The organism is Sporosarcina ureilytica (assembly GCF_001753205.1).
In the GTDB taxonomy this organism is placed as follows: Bacteria; Bacillota; Bacilli; order Bacillales_A; family Planococcaceae; genus Sporosarcina; species Sporosarcina ureilytica.
Window position 1 is genome coordinate 936,904 of record NZ_CP017560.1, and the last position, 15,755, is coordinate 952,658.

At 40.2% G+C, this 15,755-nt stretch carries 13 protein-coding genes; 11 read left to right on the forward strand and 2 right to left on the reverse strand.

Annotated elements, in window-relative coordinates; genetic code table 11:
* Positions 1-89: 89 nt before the first annotated feature.
* Positions 90-722, reverse strand: a complete 633-nt coding sequence (locus tag BI350_RS04740) for a hypothetical protein (RefSeq protein ID WP_245698359.1) — start codon at positions 720-722, stop codon at positions 90-92.
* Positions 723-1,053: 331 nt separating this feature from the next.
* Here BI350_RS04740 and BI350_RS04745 point away from each other — a divergent pair, with 331 nt between their 5' ends.
* The 8 genes from BI350_RS04745 (at position 1,054) to BI350_RS04780 (ending at position 9,237) form a co-directional block, all read left to right on the forward strand.
* Positions 1,054-1,617, forward strand: a complete 564-nt coding sequence (locus BI350_RS04745) for a GNAT family N-acetyltransferase (protein WP_075527068.1) — start codon at positions 1,054-1,056, stop codon at positions 1,615-1,617.
* Positions 1,618-2,113: 496 nt separating this feature from the next.
* On the forward strand, positions 2,114-2,725 hold the full coding sequence (locus BI350_RS04750; protein ID WP_075527069.1) for an NEAT domain-containing protein: 612 nt from the start codon (positions 2,114-2,116) through the stop codon (positions 2,723-2,725).
* A 27-nt stretch (positions 2,726-2,752) separates the two neighbouring features.
* Positions 2,753-4,441, forward strand: coding sequence for an NEAT domain-containing protein (locus tag BI350_RS04755; protein ID WP_075527070.1), 1,689 nt, complete (start codon positions 2,753-2,755; stop codon positions 4,439-4,441).
* 125 nt (positions 4,442-4,566) lie between these two features.
* A complete protein-coding gene (gene isdE, locus BI350_RS04760) occupies positions 4,567-5,505 on the forward strand; it encodes a heme ABC transporter substrate-binding protein IsdE (protein ID WP_075527071.1) in 939 nt (312 codons plus the stop codon).
* A gap of 24 nt (positions 5,506-5,529) precedes the next feature.
* Entirely contained in the window at positions 5,530-6,513 is a 984-nt protein-coding gene (locus BI350_RS04765) for a FecCD family ABC transporter permease (RefSeq protein WP_075527072.1), read from the forward strand.
* Complete coding sequence (locus tag BI350_RS04770) at positions 6,503-7,273, forward strand: ABC transporter ATP-binding protein (protein WP_075527073.1); 771 nt, start codon at positions 6,503-6,505, stop codon at positions 7,271-7,273. Before BI350_RS04765 ends, BI350_RS04770 begins: the two co-directional genes overlap by 11 nt.
* 23 nt (positions 7,274-7,296) lie before the next feature.
* Positions 7,297-8,070 (forward strand): class B sortase, encoded by a 774-nt coding sequence (srtB, locus tag BI350_RS04775; protein WP_425423240.1) that lies wholly within the window; start codon positions 7,297-7,299, stop codon positions 8,068-8,070.
* A 276-nt stretch (positions 8,071-8,346) separates the two neighbouring features.
* The gene (locus BI350_RS04780; RefSeq protein WP_075529238.1) at positions 8,347-9,237 is read left to right on the forward strand and encodes a 5'-3' exonuclease; all 891 of its coding nucleotides are present in this window, start codon (positions 8,347-8,349) and stop codon (positions 9,235-9,237) included.
* Positions 9,238-9,257: 20 nt separating this feature from the next.
* On the opposite strand, the gene BI350_RS04785 is transcribed toward BI350_RS04780, so the two are convergent.
* On the reverse strand, positions 9,258-9,785 hold the full coding sequence (locus BI350_RS04785; RefSeq protein ID WP_075527075.1) for a C39 family peptidase: 528 nt from the start codon (positions 9,783-9,785) through the stop codon (positions 9,258-9,260).
* Positions 9,786-10,017: 232 nt separating this feature from the next.
* On the opposite strand from BI350_RS04785, the gene BI350_RS04790 reads away from it, so the two are divergent.
* The 3 genes from BI350_RS04790 to BI350_RS04800 all read left to right on the forward strand — a co-directional run bounded on the left by BI350_RS04790 (position 10,018) and on the right by BI350_RS04800 (position 15,740).
* Positions 10,018-12,402 (forward strand): 3-hydroxyacyl-CoA dehydrogenase/enoyl-CoA hydratase family protein, encoded by a 2,385-nt coding sequence (locus tag BI350_RS04790; RefSeq protein WP_075527076.1) that lies wholly within the window; start codon positions 10,018-10,020, stop codon positions 12,400-12,402.
* 158 nt (positions 12,403-12,560) lie between these two features.
* The gene (locus BI350_RS04795) at positions 12,561-13,736 is read left to right on the forward strand and encodes an acetyl-CoA C-acetyltransferase (RefSeq protein WP_075527077.1); all 1,176 of its coding nucleotides are present in this window, start codon (positions 12,561-12,563) and stop codon (positions 13,734-13,736) included.
* 213 nt (positions 13,737-13,949) lie between these two features.
* A complete protein-coding gene (locus BI350_RS04800) occupies positions 13,950-15,740 on the forward strand; it encodes an acyl-CoA dehydrogenase family protein (protein ID WP_075527078.1) in 1,791 nt (596 codons plus the stop codon).
* Positions 15,741-15,755: the final 15 nt, after the last annotated feature.

Here is a 15,755-nt window from a genome sequence, read left to right on the forward strand (position 1 = left end):
GGAAATGGTGGAATATTTAGATGAGTTAATGAATGAAATGAGAGTAACTTATTAATGGATATGAACATGATTTATTGCCAAAAATAATATTAGGTACAAGTGAATGAATTAATATTGTTTAAATCTAGTCCTGTGTATTCCCATCTTCTTCGTCTCGAGTTCCAACGGTAGCCCGCCACAGATGTTCTTCCTACGAATACTGGGTAAAACCAAAATCCTTGTCTTCGGGAAAGCCAAACAAACGTAAAGCGATACAGACATCTTGAAATTGCACCAGGGTCTACTGCGAATAATTGGTGACTTGGATATTCTGGTGTCCAACTTGGCGGTGCACTTTGAGGGGCTTGGTTGCTACCGTGTTGTCCGGGCGGTCGACCAGGTTGATTGCCATGCCCTGGTGGGAATCCTGGCATGCCGTGTGAAGGTCCGCCATGCCCCGGTGGGAAACCTGGCATGTTGTGTCCAGGTGGAAATCCGGGCATACCACCGTGTCCCGGCGGGAATCCAGGCATGCCATGAGATGGTCTTTGTGCAGTAAATCCTGGGTGGGAACTAGGCATTTCATATGTTGGCCAACCGTAGCCAGTTGGGTATCCGCTTGGGTTTATCGAAGGCATTGGAATTGGGCCACCAAGTTGTTCCCTAGTATTTCCGTCATATCCTTCCGGTAAGCGTGGGTACCAGTATTGCTCATTGTTTTGACCTGAATTGCTATTTACCATCAAATTTTCTCTCCTTCCAAACGATTCTTATTACTATATGCTAGACAGAAAAGGACGTTTGGACTTTTCGGCAAGGATTATGCGTAGTTCTATTTGACATGGCTAGGCAAATCTCCGGAAGCGCCGCTTGCTCACTTAGCACTTGTTTTATTAGGAGAGGGCTATGTTGCACAATGAATATCTAATATGCGGAGAAGTGGGATATAATTGTTCAAAACTTTCATTTTACTAATTGATTAAAATCATATAATGGTTACTTGGAATATTAGTAAATGAAAGATGGTGTGAAATTTTCACGCCATCTGTTTGTTAAAGAATGGGGGAACTTATCATGGGGAAAATTGTATTAGTTTCACACGAATTAAAATATGCGAAAGCAATGTCGGCTTTGTCCTCATACTCGCAAGTAAAAGATGCTTTAGGTTTGAGTGACGAACAGACGACAGTAGAAGGAACTAGGGGGTTTATCGAGTTCATTCTTAAAGAAGAAAAATTAGGAAAACAATATTCTAGATGCATTTTAAATGAAAAAGAAACGCTCATTGGCGTGATTACACTTAAAGATATTGATCCGATCAAGAAAACTTCTCATATTGGCACTTGGATAGGTCATGAGTATTGGGGACAGCGATATAATGAGCTTGCAAAGGCAGCAATATTAGCTATTGCGTTTAATCAATTTGGACTTAATTATGTTTTCGCTGGGGCTAGGGCGGATAATTACCGTTCTCAAAAAGCGCAAGAAAAGCTACCTTATATTACATTACGTGTTGAAGATGAATTTCCTGAAGAATTGAAGATGCTAGAAGCTCAAACAGGTTCGAAATGTGTGTTGAATGTGTTTAAGAAAGAAAATTATTTAGCTTGGAGGAAAGCTCAGGAAGAAATTAATTAATATTAGTGGGAGAATTTCCATTGGAACTGAAAAATGAAAGCGCATCGAGTTGGTTGTCTAATCATCGGTATTATTGTAATCGCATCATTTCTATTCTATAAATAAGAAAAGGGATTAGATGAAGTAATCTTTTATAACCCTACAACTTTCTACTCTTTTTACAAACTTCAAGGTCAGGAAGTTTCATCATAGATTTATACTAAGGACAGCCGTGCTTTCGAGAATCAAGATGGAGGGGGATTTGCCAGTTGTGCCCAATTAATATCAAGAAATATCTTATTTTACAATAATATTCACAAAAATGTCGTTTCTTGTTCAAAGCACTTCTATTGCCCAATGTTCTAACTATTGATAGATTAAGTAATGTCGGGGTTTCCAACGTTTAGGAAAGTAATTTCTAGAAGGTTTATAAAGGGATAATATGTTTTTCGACATAATATGCAAGACTAATAGACCTTTTTTAGCCCGACGATCAAATGATTAGGAGGAATTCAGAATGAAGAACAGAATCTCATTTTTCATGACGTTCGCGGCTATCATTTTAGCTACGTTCCTTGTTGCTTCACCAGTATCTGCTCAAATCGCAGATGGTACATATAAGGTAAATTATGAAATGAAAGAGGCTGGCAATGCGAACACATCCATTGCGGACGGTTATTTTACAAAGCCTGCGACATTAACCGTTGAAAATGGTGTTCAATATATCCAGTTAACAGTAACTGGCAGTAATTATGTAAAATCGCTTTCAACACCAGCGGGCCCTGTCTCGGTTGTTAGTGAAAATACTGCAAATCAGACAAGAACAGTGAAGTTTAGAGTGAATGGTGACTTATCACAACCTCTAAATATGGACATGCATATTGTCGTTCCGGATATGTACGACATGACGCATACTGCCCGTGCTGTATTTAATGTAAGCGGATTACCGCAAGCAGGTGCTGCAACGGGTGCTACAAATGGTGAGAAAAGTTCAGCAAACAACGGAGCTGAAACTGTAGCGAACCCAAAGACTGGCGATAACACACCTATTGGAATGTATGCGCTATTAATGCTAGGCTCGGCAATTGCATTAGTCGCAATTCGCAAGTTTCGACCTGTACGTAACTAATTAATAGAATCCAAAGGAGAGAAATAGATGCGAAACAAATGGCTTATGTCCCTGCTTATCGCAATACTTGCATTGCCATTCTTTAGTGGCGCGGTGTTTGCGGAAGAAACGAAACAGTTTGCTGATGGAGAACATAAGATAACTGCCAAAGCGCTCAATGCTGACACAGGTGAACCTTCAGGAGCAGCGGGATTTATAAATGAGGCTGCGACACTCACAATTAAAAACGGTGAGGCAACATTGACAATTACTGTGCCACACAATCCAATGGCAGAAATTACTGGATTGCAAATTGAAGGAATTAACCCAACTGTAACAAAAGGTGCAAATGCAACTTATATGGCATTTAAATTAGCCAACGTAAAATCTGAACTAAATGCTACAGTTAGTTATGAAGTTCCATCGCTTAATATGGTGCATGATAACCTTCCGTTGAAATTTGCATTAGTAGGTTTAGATACAATTCCAACAGTAGAAGAAGTCAAACCTGAAGAACCAACTGAACCAGAAGTGCCAGTTGAAGAACCGACTGAAGAAGAACCAGTAGAAGAACCGGCTAAACCTGAAACACCAGTTGAAAATATGAATCCGGCATTAGTGCCTGATAAAGCATATACAATTAACTTTGTATCTGAGTCGCGTTCAGTTAACGGCCAATTTAATAACCCGGCTGCAGTACTCCATAAAAATGGAGAAACGTTTATCCAGATGACTGGAACTGGTGGTCAATTTATTAAATCATTGACGATTAACGGTGAAGAAGTAACTTGGGGACAGAAAAATGATGATGGTACATTTACTTTCCAATTTAAAGTAAATGGTTCATTATCAACTGTATTAGATTTTGGCATGGTCATCGATGCACGTGGAACTGAAATGACACATGTCGTTGACTTGACATTCGATGAAAGCACGAAAGCAGACGCTGACGCCGCGAGTTATTCATTGCTTGCAGTAAATCAAGAAGTCGAAGTACCTTCAGAAGATGAAGAGCAAGCTGATAAAGAAGATAGTAACAAGTCGGAAGAGCAAGAAGAATCTGCAGATAAAAATGAAAACAATAAAGAAACAGAAACACCTGCAAAAGATCCATTAGCACCAGACAAAGCGTATGAAATTGACTTTGTATTTAAACATGAAACAGAAGATAAAGCTTCTGCGGCAGATAACTTCTTTGTGAAACCTGCTATTTTATTAGAAAAAGATGGCGAAAGATATATTCAAATTACTGTAACGGGTAGCGAATATATCGAGTCACTAAAAAATAAATTTGGTGAATTCGTTGTTGTTAAAACAAATGCTGACGGTTCTGTTGTTTATCAATTTAAATTAGACGGCAGCATATCGGATGCAATGTTGATCGATATGGTCATTACTGTTCCAGGCTTCTATGAAAGCCAAACGCATAAAGCTCGTCTATTTTTAGATGAGAGCAGTATGAAAGAAATTGATGCAAGCCAATATCAATTAGCAGCTGCTAGCAATGGCAATGGACCAACAGTAGACGGTAAATCTGGAAATGATATCATTCCACCGAAACCTGAACTTGGTGGTAGCGACAAAAATAACGTGAAGAACCAAGAGAAAACTGTCGGAAAAGTAACAAACCCACAAACAGGTGATACAACAAATATTATGCTTTATGTATTGCTACTCATTGGGTCAGCAATTCCGCTAGCGATTCAACTAAAAAGACGTTTCGCTAATGCCGCGTAATCTAAAATAAATTTATAACTAACGAGAGTCTTACTGTTTATTTCAAGCAGTAAGACTCTAAGTTTTATATAAGGGTTTTCGGAAAAATCAGATTAAAAAATGACCCCATAAGAGGTGTACAAGTTTTGAAAACAAAATTAAATTTTTTCCTCATTATAGTCCTTCTCGTCGTTTTAGCAGGTTGTGGCACAAATGACCAATCCACTGCAACTGAAAATCAATCCTCAAAAGATACTCATCAAAATAACTCAGAAGTAGCGGATGCAACTAAAAATGAACAAGCACTCGAAACTGATGGCCAAATCATTTCAACGACTGTCGCGATAACAGAAATTACGGATCAATTGGAATTAGACCTTGTCGGTATTCCAACAACCTATAAAGGATTACCGAAACGATATAAAGGGTTACCGGAAGTTGGTTTGGCGATGGATCCAGACATGGAAATCATTAAATCGTTAAAACCGACAGATGTTTTAACAGTGACAACGTTGACATCTTATGTAGAAGAAACGTTCACTCAAACGGATACACCGGCGACCTATCTTGACTTTGAAAGTGTAGAAGGTATGTATGAAGGCATTCAGTATCTTGGTGAAAAATATAATCGAGAAGAACATGCAGAGAAATTAGTAGAAGCATTTGAAGAAAAGTTAGCTGAAATTGAAGCGAAAATAAAAGACCAAGAATCTCCAAAAGTACTTATTTTACTTGGAGTCCCAGGCAGTTATCTTGTAGCAACAGAAGAATCGTATGTTGGGGATCTCGTTCGACGCGCTGGCGGTGTGAATGCAATGAAAGAAACAGGTGTAGAATACATCTCTGCCAACACAGAAAACTTGCAGCAAGCTGAGGCAGATATTATTCTTCGCATGGCACATGGGATGCCGGAAGAAGTCGTTGAAATGTTTAATAAAGAATTTAAAGAAAATACGATTTGGCGCCATTTTAAAGCAGTGAAAAATGAACGAGTTTATGATTTAGAGGAAGTGCTATTTGGAACGACTGCGAACTTAGCAGCTGTTGAAGCATTGGAAGAATTAGTGAAAATTCTATATGAATAATAGGTTGTGAAAGAGGTTTGCGTTATGTATAAAAAAATCATTAGTTTTGCTGTCGTAATCGTATCACTCTTTGTTTTGACAATCTATTCGATGACGACTGGGAGCATTGCGATTACGGTAGGAGAGCTGCTAACAGGCCTCTTTACAGGCACGAATGAAAATGTAGAAATTATTAAAGATTTACGCTTGCCGCGAGTTGTCATTGCACTTTTTGCCGGCGCAACGTTGTCAGTCTCCGGAGTGCTTTTACAAGCGGTTATGCGTAATCCGTTAGCGGAACCGGGCATTATCGGTATATCTTCCGGTGCTGGTTTCATGTCCATTATGATGATCACATTCTTTCCAACGTTATTTTTCTACACGCCATTATTTTCTTTTATTGGTGGGGCGGTTGCATTTTTATTTGTCTATTTATTTTCATGGAAATCTGGACTTAATCCTTTACGGATGATTTTAATCGGCGTGGCTATTAATGCCGTATTTACTGGATTAAGTGAATTAATGGCAGCGAGAAATGCCAGTAGCATGATGTCCGGTATTTCTGTTAGCTCTTCAACTTTGACGATGAAAACGTGGGACGATGTACAAGTGATTGCTTTGTATGGAACGATTGGACTTATTTTAAGCTTTCTCGTTTATGCATGGTGTAACCATTTAAGTTTACGAGATCAGACATTGAAAAATCTTGGATTTCGCGTAAATCGAGCACGATTTATCATTTCCATTATTGCTGTTTTACTTGCATCCATCGCCACGGCAATCGCAGGTATGTTTACATTTGTTGGTCTACTGATACCGCATATAGGACGATCTTTAGTCGGGAATGACCATAAATTGCTCATCCCGTTTTCCGCAATAGCAGGGGCCTTATTAATTCTATCAGCAGATACATTGGGGAGAACTCTTCTCTCACCAATAGAAATTCCAGCATCCATCATCATGGCTGTGATTGGTGGACCATTCCTCATATTCTTGCTTAGAAAGAGTGATCGTATTTATGGAAATTAAAGATATATCTTTTTCCTATCAAGATAAAGTTAAGCGTCTGCACGATGTAGAAGCGAGGATCCATAAAGGCCAAATCACAACGATTCTTGGGCCGAATGGTTCTGGGAAGTCGACACTGCTTGGGGTGCTTACAAATAATCTTCAGCCGCAAATCGGACAAGTCATCCTCGATGGGAAGACGATCAATAAATATAAACCGAAAGAACTTGCAAAAAAGTTAGGTGTTGTTCATCAACAAAACAGTGCACCAGCTGATATGACAGTGGAAAAACTTGTCTATTATGGGCGCTTGCCACATAGAAGCACGTTCTCTCCCCAATCGGAACAGGATGAGCAGATGGTGAACTGGGCAATTGAATGTACAGGACTTGCTGAAAAACGACATGATGCAATTGATACATTATCAGGCGGTCAGCAGCAACGTGTTTGGATTGCGATGGCTCTTGCCCAAGATACACCATTTTTATTTTTAGATGAACCGACGTCTAACTTAGATATTTATTACCAATATGAGATACTAGAGCTTGTGAAACAATTATGTAATGAACATGGCTTGACGATTGTGATGGTTTTACATGATATTAATCAAGCGATACAATATAGCCATCACATTATAGCGATGAAAACAGGGAAAGTAATTGCAACGGGCGACCCGAAAAAAATTGTCACTGAAAAATTAATGGCAGAAGTTTACGGTGTCAATGTCGTTGTTAAAAATGATGAAGAAGTCGGGACATATATTGTACCGATTGGTATTTGACAGATTGTGATACCTGGAGGGATATGTTGATGAACACGAAGACGAAGAAAACTTTATCAATCATACTCACCTGGTTATGTGTAGGTGTGTTTATTTATGCGGCTTATGGTTTGATTGATACGGCGATAGATTACTATAAAAACCGAAAAGTGTTAAACAATCTCCAGGAAACATTCTACAATTCGGATAATCCCATCATTGATGGTGAATATGCTAGTGAGTCCAATTCGATTCGTTCCGGATTTGACAGGTTGTTAAAAGAAAACGATGAACTTGTCGGCTGGATTACGATTGAGGGGACACAAATTGATTATCCTATTTTACAAGCGGATAATAATGTTGATTATTTAAATAGAAATTTTTATAAAGAGAAAAACATTGCGGGCAGTATTTTTATGGATTTTCGGAATGACGTACAAAACCCAAGTCTAAATACGATTATCTATGGCCATCGGGTGAAGGACGGTTCCATGTTCGAACAATTAACGAAGTTTCAAGATAAGGACTTTTTTAAGACTCACAAAACATTCGAGTTTGATACGTTGTATGATAGTTATATAGCTGAAATATTCGCTGTTTACATTACAAAGACGGACTTTGATTATATACAAACTGATTTTGCAAGTGACACGGAGTACGAACAGTTGCTTACAGGCATTCGCGAAAAATCTATGTATGAAACTGACGTAGAAGTAAATCCGGATGATCACATTTTAACATTGTCGACATGTGATTATGAACTTGACCCGAATGACGGAAGGCTAGTTGTTCAGGCGAAGTTAGTGAAGAAGGGGTAACTAGTTACAACGTCGGTCTGTTACGGGAACTGCTTCATTCATATTTTATTGAAAAGATTCATTCGGTCAACAACGATGTTGAAGGATGAATCTTTTTAACTTCCAACCGTACATAATTAACCAGGGGGAGTTACACATGTTTATCTTACGGTGGACTTGTTTACTATTTTTACTTTTACTTATGCTTACGTCGATTGTTTAAATCTACGTTCGATGGCATGAAAGTTTGCTATAATGTAAAGAGACTAGATAGCAATTGGAGGCTAACATAAATTGATGACAGAAGAAAAACCACATATTCTGATTATAGATGGCATGGCGCTTTTATTTCGTTCCTTTTTTGCAACTTCGGCAATGGGACACTTTTTTCCGAATGATGCAGGTGTGCCGACGAATGGGGTTCAAGGATTCGCACGCCACACGATGACGGCGGCATCGATTTTTAAACCGACCCATATGGCAGTTTGCTGGGATATGGGGGCGCACACATTCCGCAACGATTTGTTTGATGGATACAAAGCGAATCGTCCAGCACCACCTGAGGAGCTTGTGCCACAGTTTGATATGGCGCGAGATGCATCTGCATTAATTGGCTGGAAAAATTACGGGGAAAAAGGGATGGAAGCTGATGATTTAATCGGTTCAATGATTACTCATTGGGACGGGAAAGCCGAAATTACAGTCGTCAGCGGCGATAGAGATTTACTGCAATTGCTTCGTCCAGGCGTCAATATTGCCTTGATTAAAAAAGGGTATAGCGAATATGATATTTACACGGAAGACCGTTTTGTAGAAGAATACGGCATTACACCTTTACAGTATATCGATAAAAAAGCATTTACTGGGGACACAGCCGATGGTTATCCAGGGGTGAAAGGCATCGGTCCGAAAACCGCGCTTACGCTTATTAAACAGTATGGTTCTGTTGACGGTGTTGTTGCTGCGCTAGATGAATTAACCCCGGCACGTCGAAAAAGAATTGAAGAAGGTATGGACATGCTCATGCTTTCGAGAAAACTGGCAGAAATTCATTGCGATTTGGAAGTAGAAGCATCACTCGAGGAAATGCCCATTCCGAATTACGATGATCATGTGAAACAAACGCTTGAACAATTAGGTTATTCACTTGTCATGAGACATGCAAATTCACTTTATGTAACGAATTAACAAATACGCCAACGAGACAGTTACAAATCGTCTTGTTGGCGTATTTTTTTATATACTTTCACAAAGGTCAAAATGTCCCGATTTGGGGCATATGGTACTTTACGAATTTGGCAAGGACGATTTTTACTCCCATTATCGTGAATAAAGAGCATCAATCCGTATTCACATTCCTCATAACCAACGACAGGTACCCAATGATAGTCGAAGGAATACCGGCCGCGCCACTTCCATCTAAACCATTTGTCAAATTTCGCTGCGACCGGATTACCTTTATCGATTTGTCTTTTCACTTCTTCAATTGAACAAGCTGCTACTACCCAATCATCTCCAAGTATTTTAGCAAGATTGCGGACGAAACGCCATGTAAATAAGCCAATTGCCGTTCCCCCTAGCCGTTTATATAATTGATTAATATCTTGAAAATGGTTAGGAAAATAATAATCAAGAATCGTATAGGCTGTAACTGGACCACATGCAGAAGCGCGATAACGTTTATGAATGTCGGGATCGAACTGCGATTTTTTCTTTAAAGCGAGAATATTTTTCATAAAAAGCTCCTTGAAAAAAATGCTTTGTTTTATTATATGCTAGCACTTTTCACGCTAAACAAACATATAAAACAATATGAACGGTGATTCATTAATTCTGTGTTTTTCAAATAAAAATATTGCGAAAACAAGAATGATAGATTACAATAATATTCATAGAGGTTGTTTCTATATTTTTTTGAATAATAATGAATGAGTATTCATTCAAAAGGGGTAAAGGGAGGCAGGACACGTGGCTTATCAAATAAAAAAGGCAGCAGTTTTAGGTTCAGGTGTAATGGGGTCTGGTATTGCAGCACATCTTGCGAATATCGGGATTCCAGCACTTTTACTAGACATCGTCCCTGGGCAATTAACAGCCGACGAAGAAAAGCAGGGACTTACATTAGAGGATCGTCAAGTGCGGAATCGATTTGCAGCAGGTGCTTTACAAAAATTAACCAAACAAAAACCTGCACCATTAACGTCGAAAAAGAATTTGTCGCTTATCGAGGCAGGAAATTTAGAAGATGATGTAGACAAATTAAAAGATGTTGATTGGATTATTGAAGTAGTTGTTGAAAACTTAGACGTGAAGAAAAGCCTATATGAAAAAATTGATGCGGTACGCTCAGCTGGAACGATTGTCACTTCCAATACATCGGGTATTAGCATTGAGGCGATGATGGAAGGGCGTTCGGAAGATTTCCAAGAGCATTTCTTAGGCACGCACTTTTTTAACCCACCACGTTATTTGAAGTTGTTAGAAGTGATTCCAGCAAGTACGACTGCACCAGAAGTTGTCGATTTCATGGTTCGCTTTGGGGAAGATACGTTAGGAAAAGGTGTCGTTATCGCCAAAGATACGCCAAATTTTATTGCCAACCGCATTGGCACATACGGTTTGTTAGTAACTTTGCGTGAAATGGAAAAACGCGGTTATTCAATTGGGGAAGTTGACTCCGTGACAGGAACGTTAATTGGTCGACCGAAATCAGCGACATTTAGAACGCTGGATGTTGTTGGATTAGATACATTCGTTCATGTCGCGAGAAATGTTTATGACCACACAGAAGGCGAAGAGCAACAAGTATTTGATACACCTGAATTCATGAGAAAAATGGTGGAGAACGGATGGCTTGGTGCAAAAACAAAACAAGGTTTTTACGTGAAAAAAGGCAAAGAAATTTTAGAACTAGATCGTGAAACCTTTGACTACGTTCCAACGAAAAAAATGAAAACGCCTTCAATTGAAATGGCAAAACAGCAAAGAGGACTTGCGAATCGAGTAAAAACACTCGTTTATGCAGAAGACCGTACAGGGGAAATTTTATGGAATATCTTTGCACCAACACTTCTTTATTCAGCTGAATTAAACGGAGAAATTGCTGATGATATTGTCGCGATTGACAATGCAATGAAATGGGGCTTCGGCTGGCAACAAGGCCCGTTTGAAACATGGGATGCCATCGGTGTGAAAACATCCGTAGAAAAGATGAAAGCAGAAGGGTTTGAAATTCCAAGCTTTGTTCAAAGTTTATTAGAGAAAGGCTATGAAACTTTTTATAAGGAAGAAGATGGCGAACAGTTCTTCTTTAATGGAGAAACTTATGAGTCAGTGCCTGTTAATGAAAAAGTGATTGATTTAAAACAATATAAAAAGAAGCATGGTGTCATTAAGAAAAATTCAGGTGCGAGCTTAATTGACCTAGGCGACGGGGTTGCGCTATTAGAATTCCATTCGCAATCGAATGCGATTGGCTTAGACATTATTCAAATGATTAACTTTGCGATTGAAGAAGTAGAGAAAAACTATAAAGGACTCGTCATTGGAAACCAAGGGAAAAACTTCTGTGTGGGTGCCAATCTTGGCTTAATTTTAATGGAGGCGCAAGACGACAATATCTTTGAATTAGACTATGTCATTCGTTCATTCCAACAAGCGATGATGAACATTAAATATGCGAAAAAGCCTGTTGTTGCTGCACCATTTGCGATGACGCTTGGCGGGGGCGCGGAGGTTTGTTTACCAGCTGCACATATTCAAGCGACAACCGAAACATATATGGGACTTGTCGAAGTCGGCGTTGGGTTAATTCCGGGCGGGGCCGGAAACATCAACTTATATACGAAGCATTTGAAAGGTTTACCGAATGGCGTGGACGTGGATTACCAAAACATTGCCAATAAAGTATTTGAAACAATTGCGATGGCGAAAGTTTCAACTTCTGGCGATGAAGCGCGCGACAATAACTTCTTAGATTTTGCGGATGGCATTAGTGTAAACGGTGACCATCAAATTTATGATGCGAAACAAGTGGCGCTTGCGTTATATGAGAACGGATACAAAGCACCGAAACACGAAAAAGTTCCAGTAACCGGAGAATCAGGCTATGCGACATTGTTACTTGGCGCGGAAGCCATGCATTTATCGGGCTATATTAGCGAACACGATTTGAAAATCGCGAAAAAACTTGCGTATGTCATTGCGGGTGGAAATGTTCCATACGGCACGTTCGTTGATGAGCAATATTTATTGGATTTAGAACGTGAAGCGTTCTTAAGCCTAGTGGCGGATCCACTATCGCAGCAACGTATGCAACACATGCTCATAAAAGGGAAGCCACTTCGTAATTGAATAATAAAAGCTGAAACCGCCGTTTAGATGCGACAAGCATAAGGCGAAGCAACGCAGTGGCCCGTTTTTCGTCACGGAGTTGATGTGACTTATGACTCGAGCATTTGGCGCGGTTGAAGCTGGATCGATAGGAAGATTGGAAAAGGGAGGAATTTATCATGCGTGAAGCAGTGATTGTAGCCGGGGCGAGAACACCGGTAGGGAGAGCGAAAAGAGGTTCTCTTGCAACCGTGCGTCCAGATGATTTAGGGGCACTAGCAGTAAAGGAAACGTTAAAACGCGCTGGTGGTTATGACGGTGCAATTGATGATTTAATTATCGGTTGTGCGATGCCCGAAGCGGAACAAGGGATGAATATGGCAAGAAATATCGGGGCACTTGCCGGACTCCCAGATACAACACCAGCGATTACGATTAACCGGTTTTGTTCATCTGGACTTCAGTCTATCGCTTACGGTGCTGAAAGAATTATGCTTGGTCATTCAAAGGCAATGCTAGCAGGCGGAGCAGAATCGATGAGTATGGTACCTATGATGGGCAATACCGTACGTCCTAATGCGCGATTAGCTGAAACTGCACCGGAATATTATATGGGGATGGGGCATACAGCGGAACAAGTTGCCAAGAAGTACGATGTCAGCCGTGCGGACCAAGATGCATTCGCAGTACGGTCGCATGAACTAGCAGCGGCGGCAATCGAAGCTGGAAAATTTGTTGATGAAATTGTACCGGTCGACGTTGTAAAAAGAAGCGTTGACGACAATGGAAAGCTTCATGAAAAGAAGTTCACTTTTGAAATGGATGAAGGCGTTCGTCATGGTACGACAGAAGAGGTACTTGGCAAATTACGACCAGCCTTTTCAGTTACTGGTTCCGTCACAGCTGGAAATGCATCCCAAACTTCTGACGGTGCAGGTGCAGTGCTCATTATGGATCGTGAAGTTGCTGAAGCAGAAGGACTTACACCCATTGCAAAGTTCCGTTCATTTGCTGTAGGAGGCGTCCCACCAGAAGTGATGGGAATTGGCCCAATTGAAGCCGTTCCAAAAGCATTAAAATTAGCCGGATTAACAATCGACGACATCGACCTGTGGGAATTAAACGAAGCATTCGCTTCACAATCCTTACAAGTCATTCGCCATCTGGGGCTAGATATGGATAAAGTTAACGTCAACGGCGGCGCCATCGCACTCGGTCACCCACTTGGCGCAACAGGTACAATTTTAACCATTCGTCTTATGAATGAACTAAAACGCCAACAGAAACAATTCGGTGTTGTCACGATGTGTATTGGTGGCGGTATGGGTGCCGCGGGCGTATTTGAGATGTTATAGGAAAAGCTGAAAGCATCGTTTAGGCGCGACAGGCATAAGTCGAGCTGACGACGTGGCGCGTTTTGCCATATAGTCAGATTGCTTATGACCTGAGTGACTGATGCTTGAAGCTGGATCAAGAAAAGATGATTTGTTGTAAATTAGATTAGAATATTGAATTTCAATTTAGGGAAAAGGAAAGTTCATGTTCATAAAAAAGGGGAGGAATTTAAAATGACGAAACAAGTAGAAGTAAATGAATTTGTTAAAGGCGGCGCATTCTTAATCGAGGACATTGAGCCGGCACGTGTATTTACACCAGAAGACTTTACGGATGAGCAAAAAATGATTGCACAAACGACGGCAGAATATGTTGAAAAAGAAGTGAAACCTGTTGTTGAAAACTTAGAAAATCATGAGTTTGAGCACTCTGTAAGACTATTGAAAAAAGCTGGGGAACTTGGTTTATTAGCAGCAGATATTCCTGAAGAGTACGATGGTCTTGGTTTGGATAAAATTTCTTCTGCATTAATTTCGGAAAAAATGTCCGTTGCAGGCGGTTTTTCTATCACACACGGCGCTCATGTTGGAATCGGATCACTGCCAATCGTTCTCTTTGGTGACGAAGAGCAAAAGAGGAAATATTTACCGGTTTCTGCAACAGCTGAGAAAATCTTTGCGTATGCGTTAACTGAGCCAGGTTCTGGTTCGGATGCACTCGGTGCAAGTACTACTGCTAAGCTGAATGATGCAGGAACGCACTATGTTCTAAATGGCGAAAAACAGTGGATCACAAACGCAGGATTTGCAGACGTATTCGTTGTTTATGCAAAAATTGATGGGGATAAATTTTCAACGTTCATCGTAGAAAAAGACTTTCCGGGCGTTTCAGTAGGACCTGAAGAAAAGAAAATGGGAATTAAATCATCTTCAACACGTACGTTAATCTTACAAGATGCGGAAGTACCGGTTGAAAATCTATTAGGAGAAATTGGTCGTGGGCATGTGATTGCCTTTAATATTTTAAATATTGGCCGTTATAAACTAGGCGTTGGTACGGTTGGAGGTTCTAAACGTGCTTTAGAATTAGCAATCTCTTATGCAAATGATCGAAAGCAATTTAACACACCGATTTCTTCATTTAACTTAACAAAAGAGAAAATCGCAATGATGGCCTCTAAATTGTATGCTGCCGAAAGTTTAATTTACCGTACAGTAGGTAATTTTGAAGAGCGTGAAAGTGCGATGTCGGAAGAAGATTTAAAAGATGGTAAAGCAGTTGCAGCATCGATTGCAGAGTATGCCATTGAATGCTCGATTAACAAAGTATTCGGTTCCGAGGTATTAGATTATATCGCAGACGAAGCGGTTCAATTGCACGGCGGTTACGGATTTATGTCGGAATACGAAGTTGAACGCATTTACCGAGACTCCCGTATTAACCGTATTTTTGAAGGAACAAATGAAATTAACCGTCTGCTTATCCCAGGAACATTTATGAGGAAAGCGATGAAAGGTGAATTACCACTTCTGCAAAAAGCGCAAAGCTTACAGGAAGAGCTTCTCATGATGATGCCTGAAGAAATTGGTGAAGAGGCACTTGCACAAGAAAAAGTACTTGTGAAAAATGCGAAAAAAATTGGTCTCCTTGCAGCTGGTCTTGCCGCACAGCGTTTCGGTACAAAACTAGAGGCGGAGCAAGAAGTGCTAGTGAACATTGCAGATATTGCACAAAACATCTTCGCAATGGAATCAGCACTCCTTCGTACTGAAAAAGCAATTGCACGGAATGGCGAAGAGAAAGAGAAACAGAAAATCTTATACACTGAAATTTTCTGTCAAGAAGCATTCGAAGCGATTGAAAAAGATGCGAAAGAAACACTACTTGCGGCGGTAGAAGGCGATAACCAGCGTATGATGCTGTCCGCACTGCGTAAATTAACTCGTTCCACCCCGTATAATATTATCGCGAAGAAACGTGAAGCTGCCGCGAAATTGATTGACGAGGCGAAATACACAGTTTAATACCTTCAATCCTTC